Source organism: Nocardia sp. TBRC8007 (assembly GCF_056629435.1).
This window is the reverse complement of sequence record NZ_JBWSOR010000023.1, coordinates 1-19,177: the sequence shown is the minus strand read 5'-3', so window position 1 is coordinate 19,177 and position 19,177 is coordinate 1. Positions and strand designations below refer to the sequence as shown.

The following is a 19,177-nucleotide window of genomic DNA, read 5'->3' as shown; positions in this document are numbered from 1 at the left end:
AAATACGCTGGCGTTTCGCTGAACCGAATCGCAGTAGCACCGACGGCGTGTACTGCTCGCTTCCAACGTACCTGGAAATCAACCCGCTACTGTTATGCCGAGACCGCCGCCGCCAGCAGCCTCGGGGTGGGGTTGTCGAACACGATTCCGGGTGGCAGCTTGCGACCGAGACGGGTCATGAGGTGGTTCCGGAGTTCGAGACTGGTCAGCGAATCGAAACCAGCGTCTCGGAAACGCTCGTCCTCGGCCAGCAGACCGTCGCGGTCGAGAATTTCCGAGGCCATGAGCACGATCTCATCGAGGATGCTCACTGCTTCCATAGGTCTATCGTCCCCAGCGGGAGGTTCGCTGAGCGCAGGTTCCGCGCGCCGGGGCCGCGCCCGGCCGACCGGGGCCGCAAGAATAGGGGGGAGATTCTCCGTGTCATCAGCGAACTTCACTGCCGCTAGTACATGGCTGCCGACTGTAGTGAGCGCTTGATCAAACAGCTGCAAAGCGTCCGATGTGTTGAGCGACCGCAGTCCCGCAGCCTCCATTCTCCTAAAGTCCGAGCTACGTAGGTGTGCGGTCATTCCGCTTTTCTCTTCCCACACTCCCCAAGCGATCGACAGTCGGCTGCAGGCCCCGCCAAACCCGCGTCCGGGCTCACACAGGCTGTCCAGGTAGGTGTTGGCCGCAGCGTAGTTGCCCTGCCCTGGTTCGCCGACGACACCGGAAATCGACGAAAAATGCACCACCGCCGTAACACCGAAGCGATCACACAAGCGCTCCAGATGGGCCGCAGACTCCGCCTTGGGTCGGATGACGTCGGCGAGATGCGTCTGCTGCATATTCTCGAGTGTGACGTCGTCGAGTACGCCCGCCGCATGCACGACGACGTCAGGCCGGAAATTCCCGACGATGGCTTCCAGGTCCGGGTAGTGACCGACATCGCCGCGAGCATAGGAAATCTTTGTGCCCGCAATGTTCTCGTCGGGACTGCTGGTGGTTCGGGACACGCATCGAATTTCACTAACATGGTAGCGTCGCGCAGCGTGCTTGGTGATGATCCGGCCGATCCCGCCCGTCCCTCCCGTGATTAGCACCCTGAGACCGGGACCCAGTAGTGGGCGAGTGGCGAGCACGTACTTCCCGGTCGTGCGGCCCTCCTTGAATTTCGCTGTCACCACATCATACTTGCTCACAGGAGCCACAGTGATAGGCATCGAGGGCCGGTCATGGAACTTGACGAAGTGCTCGGTGAGCTGCCGCAACGACGCTGCTATCTCGCTGGTGCCGTACGACATCAGATCGTAGTGCTCGAACCTGATCCCGTAGTCCGCGGCGAGAGCCGGGCGCACGTCGGTCTTGCCCAGCTCCACAAATGTCCCCCCAGCGCGCAGTAGCCGGGCACTGGCGTCGATCTTGTCGCCAGTGAGGCTGTTCAGCACGCAATCGAACAGCCGACTCCCGAGCACGGACTCGAACTGTCCGGCGAAGTCGGTCGACCGTGAATCGCCGATCCGGTTCCATGGCACGCCCGCGGCGTGCACAATGTGGCGTTTTCCGGCGCTGGCGGTGGCGTACACCTCAGCACCGAGATGTTGAGCGATCTGGATGGCGGCGAGGCCGACACCTCCGGCTGCCGCGTGCACCAGCACTCTGGCACCAGGTTTGATTGAGGCCCGATCAGCAAGGCTCTGCAAAGCGGTGATGTAGGTGATGGGCACCGCTGCGGCCAGTTGCAGCGACCAGCCCTCCGGCACCCGCACCACCCGTTCGGCCTCGATGCGGAGGTCGGACGCCAGGGCACCGCCTGTCGCGATGCCCATCACCCGGTCGCCAACGGACACATGGCGGACATCGGAGCCGGTCGTCGTGACAATACCCGCAAACTCAATGCCGACTCCCTGCTCACCGGTGATCATTCCGAGGCCGACAGTGACATCGCGGAAGTTGACGCCGCCGTAGTAGTTCGCTATCTCGATGTGGTCCGGAAGCAGTTCTTTTCTGTCGTTGGCCGTCCCGACGTGGGTAGCAGGCATCAGCTCTTGTGTGCGGTAGCGCGGAACACTGAGCCTCGTGCGGCCGACGGCGATCTCGGCAGCCGGATGGCGGACAGCTTCGAACAAGGTTGCAGGGCTGGCATCCGACTGGCGGTGCACCAGCTGGAAGCGCCTCGGATGCTCACGGCAAGCCGTGCGTATCAGTCCAATCGCCGAGCCGAACTCCGCCGATGCGGGCACCACGATCGTGCTCCGGCCGGTCACGGGTGAATCCAGGACTGCGCGGATGATCCGGCGTGTCTGCTCGGCGACTGCCAGCGGATCGTGCTGCGCGGAGGACTGAGACATCAAACAATAGATGCGAGGCCCCGCAGTCAGCAGCCACTCCTTTAGAGGCACTGCCGATGCAGCTGGCAGTCCATCCGTGCTCCCCGCGACGGGTACCGGCGAATCCGGGCGCGCCGTGTCGCACGGTACTTCTTCCCAGAATCTGGCGAGCAGGGTTCCAGCTGCGGGCATGTCTCCGAACTCGCCTAACTCCGCGAAGCGGATCGTGCCGATGGAGAGGAACAACGTACCGGTATCGTCGTATCCGTCGACACGGATAGTCAGCGGGCCGGTCGGCATGACATGAAAGTACGGTGATGCGCAGTTCCCGAGCGCAGTATTCACCACGAAGTCTTCGAAGCAAAAGGGCACCAGGATTCCTGGCGATCGGCTATGTCCCGTATATGTGTCGCCTAGGTATGCTTGCAGCGCTCCGTCGAGCGTCGTCGGCGCGAAGGGCAGGTTCTGGGGTTGCGGGCTCATCACCTGTGTGTGCACGATCAGTGCGCCTCTCGACCGACGATATGCGCGCACAGTGCGATAGGACGGCCCGTACGAGTAGCCGGCCTTCCGCAGGGTGCGGTATAAATCGGAACCCGTGACCTCGGCCCCGAACTCGGCTTCCGGAAGCACTCCTTCCGGAAGGTGCAGCGCGGAATCGGCCGCGTCCACCGACCACCCGACGTCACGCCCGCTGCTTGTCGTCAGGGCTGTCGAGACGTACCCTGATGCTGCATCGGCCGTTGTCACTCCGATCAGCGATTCATCCCCAGTTCCAGAGACTATCCAGGGTTTCATGATGCTGATCTCGTCCAGGCCAACCATCCCGCTATCACTGCCCCAGCGACCGGCCAGTGTCATCGAGGCAATATGCACCGCCGCAACCATCGCCTCTCCGCAAACCACATGATCGGCGACGAGTTCGTGCTCGGCCGCGACCCGGAACCTGGGCGGTTTCTGCGCATCATCTTCAGCCAGGTAGTGAGCCCGGACGAATGTGTGCGCGCTGGGTATCCACAGATGCTGTCTCGCGAACACATACCCCGGCGGGTCGCTAGCCGGGGCAGCGGTGTCGGCCTCGGCCATCTCGTCGGCTAGGATCCGCGTGGCCTTCACCTCGACGATGGACGCCATGAACTCTTCGATTCCGCCTCTGTCGCGCCGCAGTGTAGGGAAGACTCTCGCAGACGGTTCGATCGGCTGGAGATGACGGGTCAGAGGCGACTTCAGGACAGGATGAGGGCTCACCTCGATGAAGCGCCGGCAGCCATCCGCGACCGCAGCAGCAGCAGCAGCAGCGAATTCGACGGGCCGTAGAATATTGGATCGCCAATATCCGACATCCGTGGCATCGATTGTCCGCCCGGGATGCGCTGTTGAGAAGCAGGTGATGTTCCTGTCCTTGCCTTCCCGCAGCGGGGTGTGCGCCAGCTCGGCCTCGACGAGATCGGCGACGCCAGCGAGTGCGGCAGTGTGCGCCGGATATGCCACGTCTACTCTGTGCATGCCGATTTCGTGCCGTTCGAGCCATTCCTCTGCCTCTTGAACGGCAGTCTTCGAGCCCGCGACCACCACAGCGTCGTCGCCGTTGACCACGGCGATATCGCACCCCATGCGCGCCAGCTCGCCGGAAAACTGCTCTCGTGGCGCCTCCACCGCCAGCATGGCGCCCGCAGGCGCATGCTCGGAAAGAATCCTGGCCCGCAGGGTGACAAGCCTGATCGCTGAGTCCAGGTCAAGTTTGCCCGCGAAACACGATGCGGCGATCTCGCCTTGAGAATGCCCGATCACTGCATCCGGGACCCGGTCAACCTGAGCCCACAGTTCGGCAAGGGCTAGCATCACCGAGAATAGAGCGGGCTGAACTTTCCGGGTTGTGGTGAGAGTTCCGACTTCCAGTTCGCGAAGCAGATTCCAGCCCGCATGCTGCTCAATCAAGCGGGTACATTCGCCGATGATCTCGGCGAACAATGGGCTCTCAGCGAGCAGCGCATTCGCCATTCCCACCCACTGCGAACCTTGTCCGGGGAAGACGAAGACATCTTTACCGTGGATCAGCTCGCCCTGAGAGAACCAGCCACTCTTGCCCTCAAGAGCCTCGCCCAGACTGGACTCTTCGTGGTGGGCAGCGACCGCAGTGTGCTGGAAGACGGTGTGCTGTCTCCGTAACGCCGCGACGGCTGCCTCCGAATCGGTCTGCTCGCTCAACCAGCGTGTGTTCGTCTTCACGGCCAAATCGAGCGCGGGCCGAGTCTTGGCGGACAATTGCAGATAGCGCAATGCCCGCGGCTGCGCATGCCAGAGTGCGGTCATCGGCCCTCCTCAACAATCATGTGGCAATTGGTGCCGCTGATGCCGAACGCGGATACGGCGGCGATACGTCTGCGTCGCTCTGGTTCAAGCCATGGCAGGTTCTCCTGCACCAGGGCAAGCGGGGAGCCAGCCCAGTCGATCATTGTGCTCGGACATTCTGCGTACAGGGTTTTCGGAATGGTTTTGTGCCGCATGGACAAAAGCACTTTCAAGACACCCACAGCACCGGCAGCCGCCTGTGTGTGGCCGGTGTTCGACTTCGCCGAACCGAGGAACAGGGGGCCAGGCCGACCGGGTTGACCGTAGCTGTTCGATGCTGCGGCGGCCTCGATCGGATCACCGAGCGGCGTACCGGTGCCGTGTGCCTCGAGCAAGTCCACATCTCCCGGATCGATTCGGGCATTGCTGAGCGCGGCAGTGATCGCCTCTTCCTGTGAACGCCCGTTGGGAGCAGTGAGGCCATTGGATTTCCCGTCCTGTGTGATCGCACTACCCGAGATATAGCCAAGGACGTGGTGTCCGTTCTCTTCCGCAACCGATTCGAGTTCCAGAAAGAACAGAGCCGCGCCCTCCGACCAGACCGTCCCATCGGCGGCCTCGGAGAATGGCTTACAGCGGCCATCGGGCGCCAGGCCGCGCTGGGCACTGAACTCGACGAACATTCCCGGTGTAGCCATCACGGTCACCCCGCCCGCTATCGCCGCTTCGCACTCGCCCGCGCGCAAAGATTCGGCTGCCGTGTGCACGGCGACCAGCGATGACGAGCAGGCGGTGTCGATGGTCAGAGCCGGACCGGTAAGCCCATGCTGGTAGGATACCCGCCCGGACAACACGCTCGGCGCGGTTCCGGTCAGCCGATGTCCCTGGCCGTCCGAGATACCCGGCTCGTAGAGCCGCAGCCCGTAGTCACTGTTGGTGGCACCGATGAAGACTCCGGTGCTCGTGGGCAGTTTCCGCTTCGCCTGCTCGACCAGGCGCCAGGAAAGTTCGAGAGCGATCCTCTGCTGTGGATCCATCGCCCGGGCTTCCCGCGCCGAGATGCCGAAGAACTGTGGGTCGAAATGGCCTGCATCCTCGATGAACCCACCACGCTGGACATAGGTCTTACAGGCCTTGCCCGGCTGCGGATCGTAGAGAGCCGCCAAATCCCAGCCACGGTCACCTGGGAAATCACCGATGACGCATTTGTTCCCGCGCAGTATGTCCCACAACTGCCGTGGTGTGTCGATCCGGCCAGGAAGCCTGCAGCTGCTGGCGACTATCGCGATTCGTTCACCACCCCGGCGCCGCCGCCGGCGTGACATGCGTAGTGTCGAGGCACGATCAGTCTTCGACCGAGAAGCCAACGCGTCCGCGAGGGTGGCCGGGGTCGGATTTCTGTAAACGGCGGTGTCGGCGACCTGGCTGCCCAGTGCACCGGACAAGATTTCCGAGAGCTGCACAGCGCCACGGGAATCGAGTCCTAGATCGGAGAAGCTGCGGTGCGGGTCCAGCCGACCGGCAGGAAGGAGCCGTGCCAGTGATCTGAGCACGAGATCCAGATGCGGGCTCACTTTCGTGGGCAAGCTAGGTTCCACTGCTGGCTGTTCGGGCTCCGGAGCCCGGAGGAAGACCGTATGCGGCAGCCTGGCAACCGGGCGCCCATTGCGAGGGCCGGCCAAAATATGCGGGGCCGAACCCCAGCAGAACAGACGCGCGGCTGCTCGATCGAGTGCCCGTTCCTCGCCCGGCGCTTTCGATGAGATTGCATAGCCACGGGCTGAGCTGCTCTGGGCGACGAACGTCGTCAATGCACGACCTGGGCCAGCCTCGACGAATTTCGTCGCACCAGCTGCCACAGCAATGTCGACGGCTTCGCGGAACCACACCGTGCCCGATGCGTTCACTGCCAAAAAGTCGTCCGGAAGCCCACTGGGGCCTCTGCTGATCTCGGTCCTCAGCGAGGTAGAGATCACGCGGATCCGTGGCACACCGATCTCGACGCTGCGCTGCAATGCAATCATCGATCCTCTCACCGGGTCGATCAACGGCGAATGGAAGGCGTGACTCACCTGCAATCGCTGGCACTTCACGCCGACCTCCCGACACCACAGCTCCACAGCACGCAATTGCTCCCCGGAGCCGGATACCACAGATGCTTCCGGGGAGTTCACTGCGGCAAAGCGGAGGTGCTCCTCCATCCTGGCGACAACGGGTTCTACGACGGATTGCGGTGCGCGGACAGCAAGCATCCCCCCCTCCCGAGGCAGGTCGGCCATCCGAGCGGCGCGCGTGGTCACGATCCTGGCAGCATCCGCCAGCGACAGCGCTCCTGCCGCACACAGCGCCGTGATCTCTCCGACCGAATGCCCGATCACGAAATCCGGTTCGAATCCCCGGGCGGACAGTGCCTGGAACAGGCTCCATTCGAAGGCAAACAGGGCAGGCTGGGTATATCGCGTGTCGTGAACAGCGGTGGGATTATCACTCCACATAATATTCTGAAGCGGTAGCTCAAGATAGCGATCGAGTTCCACGCACACCACGGAGAATGCCTCGGCGAAATCCGGGTCTGACCGCACGAGCCTGCGCCCCATTCCCTTGCGCTGGCTTCCCTGTCCGGGGAACATGCACACGGTCAAACCTCCGTCGGCAAAATCCTCCACAATGGAATATTGTGTCTGTCCGGAGGAGAGTCCCCGTAAGCGCGCGCTCAGATCGTCACGGGTGCCCGCAGTTAGCACGGCACGGTGGCTACCGAAATCCCTGGAATGAGCCAGAGCAAACCCCACCTCCTCAAGAGGAAATTCTGCGCCCGCGCCAGAATCGAGGAATTGCGCGAGAGTGCTGGCCTGTGCCCGGAGGTGGCGGGGGGACGACGCGGCGATCCCGAATTGCCTCGCGTTCCTGGCGGAAACCGGTTCACACGCTGGGGTGTCGTATTTTTCCGGATCACGGCAAAGAACGATATGGCAGTTCGTCCCTCCCAGCCCAAACGACGACACTCCGGCGTTGAGACCGGCACGAGCATCCGATCCGGACAGGCCGACCGCAGTCGCGCTCAGCCGAATGGTGTCTTGCCTCCGGACGACTGGCAACAACTCCCCCAGGTGCGATCCGGGCACGATCTGGTGCTCAAGAACGAAGAGCGTCTTGATCAGGCTCGCAATGCCCGCTGCGCCTTCCAGGTGGCCTATCGTCTGTTTCGACGAACCAGCCACCACCGGTTCGCTACGGGTTCCGAATACCCTGAGCATCGCCTCGGCCTCGGAGGCATCACCTATTTTGGTTCCGCTTCCGTGCATTTCGACATAGTCAATATGGTCGGCACCGAGTCCTGCCCGCGCTAGGGCCGCCTCGATCACTGCTTGCTGGGCGTGGGAATCGGGCGCCGTGAGGCTTCTTCCCTGCCTGCCGCAGTTCACTGCAGCGCCCACGATGGTCGCGTGGATGCGCAGACCGTGCGCGGCCGCGACGGACCGGCGGCACAGCACGACGACGGCGCCGCCTTCACCGCGCACGTACCCGTCGCTGTCCTCGGAAAACAAGACCGGAGCACCGGATCTGGACAACACCCCGGCCGCCGCCACAGTGTCGGTTGCACTGTCCGCCGAGTTGAGTTGCATACCACCCGCCAGCGCGTAGTCGCACTCCCCGGTCATCACTTTCAGTGATGCTTCGTACACTGACACCAGCGAAGACGACTGTCCGGTATCGACCACGGCGCTGGCGCCGTGCAACCCGAACGTCTGGGACACCCGGTTAGCCAAAAAGCTCATCGACGTCCCAGCGAGTGAATACGCCGATGGCGTATAGGCGCTTTCGCGGGTACGGAAATCACAGGCCATAGCTCCGAACACCACCGAAGTGGTGCTCTCCCTGAGAACGTGAAGCGACAATCCCGCATCTTCGATGGCCAGCAGGGACAGCTCAAGCGCGAGGCACTGCTGTGGATCGGTGCTTTCGGCTTCTTCGGCGCTCAGACTGAATGCGGCAATGTCGAACGGCGGGGTGCCGACGCATACGGGATCTTCTCCGCGGCGGGAACCAGGGCTACGGAACGCGGTACGGCCAGCCAGCATCGTGTCCCAGAACGTATTGTCGCCTTTCGCATGAGGCAAGCGAAAAGAACGACCCACTATGACAATCGGATCGTCACGATGAGAATTGGGCATGCTCATGCATCGGACTATGACATCCGCTCACCATCATCACGCTGGAGGAACAGTAGATCACCGAGAACTACTAGAACTCCAGTCATAGTTGACTCACTGCCCGTACCGTATTCGCCGATCACAGATCCAAGCGACGAATAAGAACGGGGTGAACGAGTCGTGCACATTTCCGATGTCGTCATCACGAGCACAGGAATCGAACTCCCGCCACGTGTGCTCTCCCAGGATGCCGTGCTGCCGAACGGATTCACGCAGGCTGATCTGCGGCGCACCGGCATCAAATCCGTCTGCGTGGCTAAGAGCGGCACGGATGGTCCATCAATGGCGGTGTCCGCCGCGCGTGCCGCACTTGTCACCGCCCACCTGTCCGGCACCGACCTCGACTTGATCCTGTATGTCCGCAATCACGACGAAGGGCATTTGCTCTGGCCAGTCATGTCGTATCTGCAGCACGAGATCGGTGCTGTGACCGCAACTGCCATCGAGGTTCGCCAGATGTCTAACGGTGGCTTGGCTGCCGTCGGGCTAGCCCTGCCGCATGCGCAGCAAGGCAAAACTGTGATGATTGTGACTGCGGACACGTTCCCCTCTCCTCAGTTCGACCGGTGGTCGAGCGATCCGGGAAGCGTCTACGCTGATGGGGCCGCAGCGTTGATTCTCAGGCCGGGTGGCAACCGCATAGCCAGGATCTTGTCTATTGAGGAGGCCTCGGCAGCATATCTGGAGGTGCTTTCGCGTCCGCTACAGCGATTCTCCTCCGATCGATGGCCGCTGGACCTGCAAGAACCCAAGGTACAAGGCACCGGAGAGCTCGGGCTCGGGGTCGTCGTCGGCGCGCTCGAAACTCATCAGTCCGAGGTGTTAGACAGAGCACTGGAGAGCGCAGGCATCGGCATCGGCGATGTCTCGCTGTTCGTTCTGCCCAATATGGGGCGCGCACGCCTGTCAGCGCAAATGGTGGCGCCGATGGAACTGGATTGGGCACGGACGCTGTGGGATTGGGGCCGCACTGTTGGGCACCTCGGCGCAGGGGACCAGATAGCTGGTCTACACATCGCGATCAGCGAAGGCCGCGTAGCCACAGGGGACATCGTCTGCCTGCTGGGCGTCGGCGGAGGGTTCAGCTGGTCGGCAATGATCGTGCGGATCGAAGAGCGTCAGAGTTGGACGGGGTCGACATAGTCCGTCTCCAGCATCTCTACCAGAAACCGCAGCATAGCGTCATCCATCGAGCCGAGGCGATATTCGATGTTCTGTAAGCCGATCTTCTCTGCAACAGCTCGATAGCGCTCGGTGAGCTGCGCGCGCCGCTGCGCCGCATCATCGATGGTGTTCGCGAAGTAGGAAAGATCAACCCGAAACGCGACTGCAAGAGCCTCCAACGTTCGCTTAGAAGGGTTGGTCACCTGTCCGCTCTTGATTTCCGACAGTGTAGCCTCCGATATGGCGTGACCATGCGATTTGGCTTCCGCTACCACACTACGGCCAGTCCACTTCTTGCCCTCGGGTGTAACAGTATTAGCGAACAGCATTCGCACGCGATCGGCAATCGAATCCAGCGAATCGGCAGCACCGACCGAATGGCCGCCAAGGCTGGCTGTCCCGGAGTCCTCACGGTATTTTTCGCACGCAAAATTTTCGATTGCGATCACCTATCTCGAATATGCTTCGACACTAGCCTCTCACGATACTCAGACTCCTTGCAACGAGCCTTGAGAAATACGGCCGCCTCCGCATGCGTCTACGATACAAGCGCCGATCGCGGGTTCCATTGCGCGACGTGATTGAAGCTGCCGAGTTCCTCGCTACGCCGCAGCACAGCTCGGAAGAGGTCCTGACATATCGGTCCCGGTTCTATCCCCAGCTCATGAGAGAGACGATCCCGCAATCTGTGGAATGCAGAAATCGCTTGCGCCGCACAGCCGGAGCGGTATGCCGCAAGCATGTAGAGCGCGCAAAAGTTCTCGTTGAGCGGGTCGTCACGCATGAGAACCTGCAGCTCCGCGATTGCAGTGGGGAGATCGTTGAGCATGATGTCAGCGTTGATCTTGCGTTCGAGAACTGCCACACGCTCCGCCTCAACCCGCACCGTCTCGATCTCCAGCGCCTCGCCGCGACGTACGTCCTGGAGGACGGGTCCGGTCCATTTGTCCAGCGCGTCACGAAATCGGTACGAGGCGCACTCAAACTTGCCTTGCTCGAAGGCGATCGCCCCCAGTCTACTGTGCGAACGGAAGGTGTCCAAATCGAGCGACCACATATCGTCGTCCACCTCCATCGAGTAACCGCCGGTCCGCGTCACCAGGATCTCCTTTCCGCGATAGGCGCCGGTCAGCACCGAGTCGATGAGCTTGCGTAGCTTCATCACGTACGTCTGAATGGTTGTTGGGGCACTCGATGGCACAGCCTCACCCCACAGTTCGTCGATAAGTGTGTCTTGAGTCACAATTTTAGATCTCCGTAGCACCAAGAGGCTCAGTAGCTGCCTCGGCATTGCGGCAGTAGGGACTATAGATTGGCCTTCTAGCGTGACGGTGAATTGCCCCAACACGGTCGCATCCATTGCAGGAACCCCTCCAAGTATCGAAAGTTTCTCTACGTCGAATTATTCGGTCTCTATTTAGAGAACCATCCAGTGGAGGTCCCCGCAATGGCAGCGAAACTGCGCTAACCGGAGCACTCAGGCGCGGACAATGAACCAGCCTGCGATGCTGCAGGTTGCTGTCGGCGTGGCAGCGGGGAGCCGCTCAGGAAACGCGGATTGTCCTGAGCCATAGCTCTATACGGTACTCGAAGAGCTCTACATTCCTTTGTAACCAGCAAAAACTGGCATCAGCCCTCCATCCCCGGATCAGATCGCACTCTTGGCCAGAACAATCGCATCCTGTTCCGAAAAGGTGAAGGACATTGGTTTGCTCCATGTTGAAGCTCCCCGGATTGAACCGCCGACTCATCTATACGCAGCGGTTCGTGGTCGAGGTTCGCTACCTCGTAACGTCCCGTAGGTGACCGGGCGGGTGAATCGCCAACTGTCTGTCGCCGGTGTAGCTGACTTGCTCGCGATATGTCCACCGCCTGGTCTCCGTTCACGGTCCGACTCGACAGAGGCGTGATGACTACTTGCTGCGAAGGGTTCTGGAAGTCGACCTGTCGGCTGTGGATCACCCCATTCGACGAGGCGAGGAAACCGCACCTGATGATGCTGATCGGCGTTGATCCCCACAAGTCCACTCACACGGCGACCGCGCTGGATCCGGCGACGAATTCCGATCGGGGATCGCTTCGCATCGACGCCGGCCATGTCGGCTACCGACAGCTGCTGGCCTGGGCACGGCAATGGCCCGAACACACCTGGGCCGTGGAAAACGCCGAAGGCCTCGGCCACCACCTGGCACAGTGGCTGGTCGCCGCTGGCGAGGCAATAGTCGACGTGGCACCTTCCGCGACCGCGCGAGTTCGGCAGCTCTCCCGCGGCGACCGGCGCAAGAACGACCGTATCGATGCCGCAGCGGCAGCCAGCGTCGCAGGGTGATGCCCGTCCGGTATACGCCGAAATGCACGCCGACTCCTTCGCCCTACTCGACGAGCGACGCAAGACCCTGTCCGAAAACAGAACTCGATCTGTCAGCCAATTGCACATCTTGCTGCGCGATATGAATGATAGTTCGGGTCACACTGACGCTCCTTGTGCTAGAGTTTACTTTAAATTCACTTTATTCGGTAAGCAATCGAAAGATGGCGATCCCATCCCCGATTCCGAATGATTCCTTATTCCGAATTCTACAGCGAAAAACAATCTCTAGCGCCACACCTTTCGGTAGTTGTGTATTTTTTACATATTTTTCAGTACGCTGTCGCATTGCTGGTTAGTCTTAATGTCATTTATCCAACTATGCCTCATGTGGTTGTTTTCGCGAGTTTCGCGTAGTAGGTCAACGTCGCGGCGAGGGTGAGGAAAGCGAGGAAGTGGGTGGGCTCAGAGCTCCTATCGGGTTCGGTTGCTGAGTCGTCGCCAGCAGATGAGAGCGGCGGCGAGGTTGAGGAATCCGTGGTGGATGTCGGTGCGGCGTTCCCATCGGATGGCCAGCCGCCGGTATTGGTGTAGCAGGGCGAAGGTCTGCTCGACGATCCAGCGACCGGCGGTCACCGTGTCGCGGGTGCCACGGCGAGCGATGTAGCTGGTGATATGGCGTTGTCTCAGCTAGGAATACACGCTGGGGTAGTGGTATCCCTTGTCTGCGATCAGGTTGGTGAGTCGGCGACGAGGCCGGCCCGCCCGCCCGCGTAGAGGCTGAACCCGGTCGACATCGATCAACCGGGCGGTATGGGCACGAGCGAGCACGGCTTGATGGATCTGCTCGAAGGTCCCGGCGGCTTGCCAGTCCCGCAATCTGCGCCAGCAGGTCATCCCGGACCCGAACCTCAGTTCCTGCGGCAGGTCTTCCCACCCGATCCCGGTGATCAACACGAACAAGATCCCCTGCAGCACCCATATTGCGGTATAACATGACAGCCCGATCCCCAGCCGCGCCAGTAGCCGGGCTCCGGTCCGTCCGGCCAGCTCCCGCACTACCGACCGAACCTGCCCGATCAGACACATGGTGCGTCGCTGGTAGCGCTCCAGCACTCCCGGTCCCTGCTCACGAAAAGTATTGCGACAGAACACAGTCGGGCACACCAGCCGCCGCACCCGTACCGCACGCCCATCCAGTGGCAGACCAGCGACAGTGCGCTGGTGATAGCTGTGCACCTTGTCCGACACCGCACCACAGCCCGAGCACGCTGCCGAGCGATCCGGGGTCCGGACCCGCACACTGATCCAAGAACCCTCGTCACTGACCTCCTCCACCAACAACGGCGACAATCCCAAAAATGCCACGCCCACAGACATATTCACATCACCCACCAGCACATCGTGCCGCCCCCCGAGTCACCACCGAAAGCGGGACAGAGCCAGCGTTTGGATAACCATTCGGTGCCAACGGCAGGCTGGCAGCAACGGCAGGCTGGCAGCTCGGCCTGAAAACGGGGTCGGAGGCGAAGCCCAGCATTGAAAGCCTCTGTGGCCGATAGGGCAGAGCCCACTCCTCAGCTTACGTCTTTCCCGAAGAACGCCTCGATCTCGGCGAGCAGCCGTTCCGGTGCTTGCTGGGCTGGATAGTGACCACCGAAATCCATCTCCATCCAACGCACAATCTTGGTATGATCGCGTTCTGCCAGTCTACGGATTCCGGAAAAATCCCACGGAAACGACGCCACACCTACCGGAACCTCGGTGGGAGGGTCGACTGGTGGATTACGTTCCCCTATATCACCGTCCTCCCAATAGAATCGGATCGCCGAACTCATAGTTTCAGTGAACCAATACAGTGATGCGGTGGTAAGGATGAACTCGTCGGGCAAGCTGGGACCGTACAGCTGGTCAGCCCACGCCAATTGCCCGGCCGGTGAATCCGCCAGCGCGTGTGCAATATCCAGTGGCCGAGTCGAGTGCAGCTTGATGTAGGCCATCTTGGTCTCGATGAAACGCTTCATCCTGACGACAGCCTCCTTGTCCTCCGCCCTCAGGCCGTCCAGCTCGGCAGGCTCGCCGCTCGGCATCGAATAGAGCTGATTCACATGTATGCCGATGATATTCGAGGGAAATCGCCTGGCCAACTCCACTGCGATATACGATCCGAGATCGCCGCCGTGAACAGCGAATCTGTCGTATCCCAATCTACCCATCAGTTCGACCAACGCTCGCGCGGTCCGGTATCGGCCCCAGCCGCTTTCTACGGGAGGCCCGGAGAAAGCAAACCCCGGTAGTGACGGAACCACTACGTCGAAGCGCGGCCCATCCGATCCCGTCAAGCCGTCGATGATCGGCTCGAAGTCGATGAACGAAGTCGGCCATCCGTGCAGCAGGAGTATCGGGATGGCGCTTTCGGAATCCGACTTCTCATGGACGAAGTGGAATCTCTGGCCATCGATGGCGGTGACGAACTGCGCGAGGTTGTTCAGCCTTGCTTCAACACCACGCCAATCAAAGATGGCCCATTTGTGTACCAGATCCTCGACTCGGGTAGCTTCGACTCCGGCGTCACTCCCGAGATATCCGGGAGCGTAAGTGAAGCGTGTCCCTCGCAATCGAGCTCTTAGATCAGCCAACGCGGACTCCGGAATGTCTATGGTGAAGAGATCGACCGCCGGGTCTGTGCTCATGCTCTCATTCTCTCGCTCGTTTCGAAGTCACCGGCTCTCAGGGCGGTGGTCAACCGCAGCCGGGACGGGATGATCAAGACGGTCGACATGACTACGATCAGCAAAACGATGATCCATAGCAGGCTCGTCTGGAAGGCTGCCGTATAGGAACTGACCGGGTCAGCCTCTACGTGGTTGTCCAGTACGGCGAAGAATCCGAAGGACGTCAAGGCGATGCCGACTGCCAAACCGACCTGGTTCAGAGTATTGAAGACGCCCGAAACTGATCCGGTCTCCGCTGAATCCACCTCGGTCAAAACAAGGTCGGCGAGCGGCGAGACGATAGCGCCCATACCCAGTCCCATCACTGCCAGCGGGGCAACCATGATCATCGGCGTCATGTCGGTTTTCTCGGTGAGAACCAGAAACAAGATTGCGCCCGCGAGCATGAGGCCTGCACCGATGAAGAGGGTTCCCCGTCCGATTCTCGGCGCCAGTATTTGGATCGCAATCCCGGAAGAGATAGCTGCAGCAATCGCGAAGGCGAGGCCTGTCGTCGCGGCCCGCATCGGCGACCAACCGAGCCCCATCTGCATGTACATGATCCAGGTGAGAAAGAACATGCCCGAAGCCGTGGCGAAGAACACCTGAACCACGAATCCACCCATTGTCGACCGTTTTTCGAATATTCGCAGCGGTACCAGTGGATTCTTTCCGGAACGTTCAACCACGATCTGATGATAGACAACTGCGGCACCGACAACGACGGCCAGCGCCATCATCAACCAACACCACACCGGCCATCCCTCTTCGCGTCCGACTGTGACCGGGATCAACATCAGGAACAACGTTGCCGCGAACCCGATTGCACCCAGTATATCGATCCCCTCGGATTTCCGATCTGAGGACTCCTTTAGAAACCGTATTCCGAGAACGATTGCGAGTACGCCGACAGGAACATTCACCAGGAAGATGGCCCGCCAGTCGGTTCCCGCTAGGTCGAGCTCGATCAGGGAGGCGCCGATCAGCTGACCCAAGACAGTGGCGAGGCCTATGGTGGCGCCATACATTCCGAATGCTTTTGCTCTTTCATTTTTTTCGAATGTAACGTTTATGATGGAGAGGACTTGGGGAACCATCAACCCGGCACCGATACCCTGAACAATCCTGGCCCCGATGAGCATGCCCGCATCCAGTGCGATCCCGGCGAGAAATGAGGAGAGGGTGAAAATCGCGATACCCACCATGAAGACACGTTTCCGTCCGGAGATATCACCCAGCCTACCAGCGATGATCATGGTGGCCGCAAAGGTCACGGAGTAACCTCCCGTAATCCATTGCAGCCCTGCGGGCGAGGGGTCGAGATCAGCCGAGATGGACGGCAACCCGATATTCACGATCGTGACATCAGCCAGATCCATGAATGCTGCCGCGAGAATGATTGCCAACCCGAACCATTTGGACTGATCCCGAATTACGGGTTCTTCTTTCCACACCTCCGCTGCTTGGTGCACAATATTTCCTCCCAGTTCTTCTAGTGTATTCGGGTGGCGCTCTGCAACGATGTCACGGACTTGATTGGGTTGTCCTTTACGTCGTAGACCGTGGAAATCCCTGTGGATGTATAGCTGTCCCGACCGGCGAGAACAGCGTCATAGTCGATATCAATCCGTCCGAGATATTCTCCGTCGGAGATCAGCACTTCTTGTATTCGTGCATAGAAACCGCACTTCGAGGTTTTTTCCCAGTGCCCGAAACCTCTGCCACCGGGTGGCGGCCCGTCGGACAGGACCGCCCCGCCGGAATGTTCGTAGTCGATTCTGGCGGTGTGTGTGACTTTCTCGTAGGACACAGTGACATTCCAGCCTCCGCGAGCATCGGCTCCCTGGCATGCCTGCGCCTGGCTGGTGGCTCCAGCGCTGAGCAGAGCCGCTGCTGTGACAACCGCAATGGCTATAGCCATGATGGATCTTCTCATTTGTTTCCCTGCAAGCTCGTTTCGTCCAGGACGAATGCATGAGAAGGGTTACACAGACAAGCTAGAGGACTACTCGAACAATGCTTTCATCTTCCGGGCAGCGGTGCGTGCTCCAACTCAAGCGTGACGTTGCCGCAGTACTTACCGTTGATGAGATCCTTCAACATCACTGGCGCGTCGGTGATAGGACCCTTCAAGGAAGTATGCGGGAAGACCAGCTTTCCTTCCGAAAGCCACAGCCCGAAATGTGTTGCCCAGTCCTGAATCTGCTTCGGCGTGTGGTAAGTGGCGAACGGAAGAATCTTGAGATGCTTGGTGATTGCAGTCATCAGATTCAGCTGCGGCCAGCTACCCGGATCCTTGGCTACTTGGCTCGACAGCGCACCGCATAGGGCGAAGCGAGCGTGTGTCTTCGCCACACGAATCGCCGCCTCGAACTGATCGCCGCCGACATTGTCGAAGAAGACATCGATGCCGTCGGGAGCCAGCGAGGTGATGTTCTCAACCAGATCTCCGGACTTGTAGTTGAAGGCTGCGTCAAAATGCAGCTCTTCTACCAGATAGCGAACCTTCTCGTCTGTGCCAGCGCTGCCGATCACCCTGGCGGCTCCACGGATCTTCGCGATCTGACCGGCAAGGGATCCCACGCCACCGGCCGCGCCGGATACGTAGACGACATCCCCTGACCCGACTCCGGCGATATCAACCATGCCGTAATAAGCGGTGACACCCTGATTCAGGTAATAGGCAGGACTTGGGACGACATTCCGGTCGAGCTTGGTCAGTTTCCCGGCATCGGCGATCTGATACTCGCTCCAGCCGCTGAACGCAAAGACCAGGTCCCCCACTTCGAAGTCCACGGATCGCGACTCAAGCACGGTCCCTACAACAGCACCGCCGACGGTGTCGTTCAACTGATACGGCGGCATCGGGATCTCCGCGTCGGCACGCATGAGATCGGTGAATGCCGTAACGACCTGGACGAAATCAATGCGGACAAACACCTCGCCTTTCCCTAATTCCCTGGTTTCGACGGTGCGGGCTCTGAACTGGCTGTCCTCTACTTCTTGGACAAGGTGTTCTGCGAGCACGATTCGGGTGTATTCCCTCGGGAATGCTGAAGTGGCTGCCAACTCGGTGTCCTTTCCTAGGAAATCGATACATCCAGAAAGCTAGGACGGCAATAGGTCACTGAATGACCTCTATGATTCGTATCACATAAGGTTGGATCCGGGGCTGCTGCACGGATAGGTGACACCGATCTGGCTTGCCGACAGGCAATCCTGGAAGGCTGTCATCGTGCCCAAGCCCTACCCGCAGGAGTTCCGTGACGATGTGGTCCGGGTCGCCCGCAACCGCGAAGAAGGCGTGACTTTGGAACAGGTCGCCGCTGATTTCGGGATTCACCCGATGACGTTGACCAAGTGGATGCGTCAAGCCGATATTGACGAAGGCGTCAAGCCCGGAACGACCAGTGTCGAGTCGGATGAACTGCGGGAATTGCGCCGCCGGAACCGTCTGCTCGAGCAGAAGAACGAGGTGTATTGACTGCCCCATCAGTATGGTGCACAACATCTTTCACATCCCATCCTGCTCTTTCGCGGGTCCAGATGGCGTGCTCGATCGCATCGAGCACCAGCTCGGTCGTCATCGTGGTGCCAGTACGCCAGCCGATGATCCTGCGTGCGTAAGTGTCGATCACGAACGCTACGTAGACCCAGCCGGACCAGGTTGGCACATAGGTCATATCGGCCACCCACAGCTGGTTCGGCGCCATCGGCGCGAACCTGCGCTGCACCAGATCCTCCGGCCGTGCGGCGGCCGGATCGGCGATCGTGGTGCGTTTGATCCGACCACGGACCGCGCCCCGCAACCCGAGCTGCCGTATCAGTCGCTCCACGGTGCAGCGGGCCACCTCGATGCCCTCGCGATTGAGTTGCAACCATACTTTCCGGACACCGTAGACGCCGTAGTTCTCGCGGTGGACCCGCGTGATATCCACCTTCAGTTCCTCGTCGCGGCGGTCCCGCTTGCTTGAAACCCGCCGGCGGTGTTCGTAATACATCGATGGGGCGATCTTGACGCCGAGCTCGGTGAGCGCGGCCCAGATCGACTCGACACCCCATCGCAGGCCACTGTCGACGCGGTGGCCCTGGTGGTCGCTGATGTATCTGACGATCAGCGCTGGGGCCGGTCCAGCTCGGCCGCGAAGAAAACCGACGCAGATTTCAGAATTA

The 19,177-nt window shown here is 60.5% G+C and carries 11 protein-coding genes and 4 pseudogenes; 3 read left to right on the top strand and 12 right to left on the bottom strand.

Going from position 1 to position 19,177, the window contains the following annotated elements; genetic code table 11:
• Nucleotides 1–92: 92 nt before the first annotated feature.
• Nucleotides 93–4,625, bottom strand: coding sequence for an SDR family NAD(P)-dependent oxidoreductase (locus ACX4ZE_RS16375; protein ID WP_480274303.1), 4,533 nt, complete (start codon nucleotides 4,623–4,625; stop codon nucleotides 93–95).
• A complete protein-coding gene (locus ACX4ZE_RS16370; protein WP_480274302.1) occupies nucleotides 4,622–8,785 on the bottom strand; it encodes a beta-ketoacyl synthase N-terminal-like domain-containing protein in 4,164 nt (1,387 codons plus the stop codon). The genes ACX4ZE_RS16375 and ACX4ZE_RS16370 overlap by 4 nt, the downstream gene beginning before the upstream one ends.
• Nucleotides 8,786–8,938: 153 nt before the next feature.
• Between ACX4ZE_RS16370 and ACX4ZE_RS16365 the strand changes: the two genes are divergently transcribed.
• Nucleotides 8,939–9,961: a ketoacyl-ACP synthase III family protein gene (locus tag ACX4ZE_RS16365; RefSeq protein WP_480274301.1), complete on the top strand. Its 1,023-nt coding sequence runs from the start codon at nucleotides 8,939–8,941 to the stop codon at nucleotides 9,959–9,961.
• Here the strand turns inward: ACX4ZE_RS16365 and ACX4ZE_RS16360 are convergent.
• Both ACX4ZE_RS16360 and ACX4ZE_RS16355 read right to left on the bottom strand, forming a co-directional pair.
• Nucleotides 9,937–10,431, bottom strand: coding sequence for a hypothetical protein (locus ACX4ZE_RS16360; protein ID WP_480274300.1), 495 nt, complete (start codon nucleotides 10,429–10,431; stop codon nucleotides 9,937–9,939). The two genes, ACX4ZE_RS16365 and ACX4ZE_RS16360, sit on opposite strands and share 25 nt — an antisense overlap.
• Nucleotides 10,432–10,520: 89 nt before the next feature.
• Nucleotides 10,521–11,273: an AfsR/SARP family transcriptional regulator gene (locus ACX4ZE_RS16355; RefSeq protein WP_480274346.1), complete on the bottom strand. Its 753-nt coding sequence runs from the start codon at nucleotides 11,271–11,273 to the stop codon at nucleotides 10,521–10,523.
• Nucleotides 11,274–11,975: 702 nt separating this feature from the next.
• On the opposite strand from ACX4ZE_RS16355, the pseudogene ACX4ZE_RS16350 reads away from it, so the two are divergent.
• Nucleotides 11,976–12,435 (top strand): annotated as a pseudogene (locus ACX4ZE_RS16350) (IS110 family transposase); the annotation flags it as partial.
• 329 nt (nucleotides 12,436–12,764) lie between these two features.
• Here ACX4ZE_RS16350 and ACX4ZE_RS16345 read toward each other — a convergent pair.
• The 7 genes and pseudogenes from ACX4ZE_RS16345 to ACX4ZE_RS16315 form a co-directional block, all read right to left on the bottom strand.
• A complete protein-coding gene (locus tag ACX4ZE_RS16345) occupies nucleotides 12,765–12,926 on the bottom strand; it encodes a transposase (protein WP_480274299.1) in 162 nt (53 codons plus the stop codon).
• Between the two features lie 150 nt (nucleotides 12,927–13,076).
• Nucleotides 13,077–13,265, bottom strand: a pseudogene (locus ACX4ZE_RS16340) (transposase); the annotation flags it as partial.
• A pseudogene (locus tag ACX4ZE_RS16335) lies at nucleotides 13,263–13,691 on the bottom strand (ISL3 family transposase); the annotation flags it as partial. The pseudogenes ACX4ZE_RS16340 and ACX4ZE_RS16335, both read right to left, overlap by 3 nt.
• 176 nt (nucleotides 13,692–13,867) lie before the next feature.
• Complete coding sequence (locus ACX4ZE_RS16330; protein WP_480274298.1) at nucleotides 13,868–14,983, bottom strand: epoxide hydrolase family protein; 1,116 nt, start codon at nucleotides 14,981–14,983, stop codon at nucleotides 13,868–13,870.
• Nucleotides 14,980–16,476 (bottom strand): MFS transporter, encoded by a 1,497-nt coding sequence (locus ACX4ZE_RS16325; protein ID WP_480274297.1) that lies wholly within the window; start codon nucleotides 16,474–16,476, stop codon nucleotides 14,980–14,982. The genes ACX4ZE_RS16330 and ACX4ZE_RS16325 overlap by 4 nt, the downstream gene beginning before the upstream one ends.
• Nucleotides 16,477–16,496: 20 nt before the next feature.
• The gene (locus tag ACX4ZE_RS16320; RefSeq protein ID WP_480274296.1) at nucleotides 16,497–16,925 is read right to left on the bottom strand and encodes a hypothetical protein; all 429 of its coding nucleotides are present in this window, start codon (nucleotides 16,923–16,925) and stop codon (nucleotides 16,497–16,499) included.
• A 101-nt stretch (nucleotides 16,926–17,026) separates the two neighbouring features.
• Nucleotides 17,027–18,031: an MDR family NADP-dependent oxidoreductase gene (locus ACX4ZE_RS16315; protein WP_480274295.1), complete on the bottom strand. Its 1,005-nt coding sequence runs from the start codon at nucleotides 18,029–18,031 to the stop codon at nucleotides 17,027–17,029.
• Nucleotides 18,032–18,191: 160 nt separating this feature from the next.
• Between ACX4ZE_RS16315 and ACX4ZE_RS16310 the strand changes: the two genes are divergently transcribed.
• Nucleotides 18,192–18,488, top strand: a complete 297-nt coding sequence (locus tag ACX4ZE_RS16310; RefSeq protein ID WP_480274294.1) for a transposase — start codon at nucleotides 18,192–18,194, stop codon at nucleotides 18,486–18,488.
• Here ACX4ZE_RS16310 and ACX4ZE_RS16305 read toward each other — a convergent pair.
• Nucleotides 18,458–19,177: pseudogene (locus ACX4ZE_RS16305) on the bottom strand (IS3 family transposase); the annotation flags it as partial. The gene ACX4ZE_RS16310 and the pseudogene ACX4ZE_RS16305 sit on opposite strands and share 31 nt — an antisense overlap.

What these genes read in the sequence shown, in the direction of transcription:
- ACX4ZE_RS16375 (WP_480274303.1), bottom strand. Translation starts at nt 4,625, where the DNA reads ATGACCGCACTCTGGCATGCGCAGCCGCGGGCATTGCGCTATCTGCAA.
- ACX4ZE_RS16370 (WP_480274302.1), bottom strand. Translation starts at nt 8,785, where the DNA reads ATGAGCATGCCCAATTCTCATCGTGACGATCCGATTGTCATAGTGGGT.
- ACX4ZE_RS16355 (WP_480274346.1), bottom strand. Translation starts at nt 11,273, where the DNA reads ATGCCGAGGCAGCTACTGAGCCTCTTGGTGCTACGGAGATCTAAAATT.
- ACX4ZE_RS16330 (WP_480274298.1), bottom strand. Translation starts at nt 14,983, where the DNA reads ATGAGCACAGACCCGGCGGTCGATCTCTTCACCATAGACATTCCGGAG.
- ACX4ZE_RS16320 (WP_480274296.1), bottom strand. Translation starts at nt 16,925, where the DNA reads ATGGCTATAGCCATTGCGGTTGTCACAGCAGCGGCTCTGCTCAGCGCT.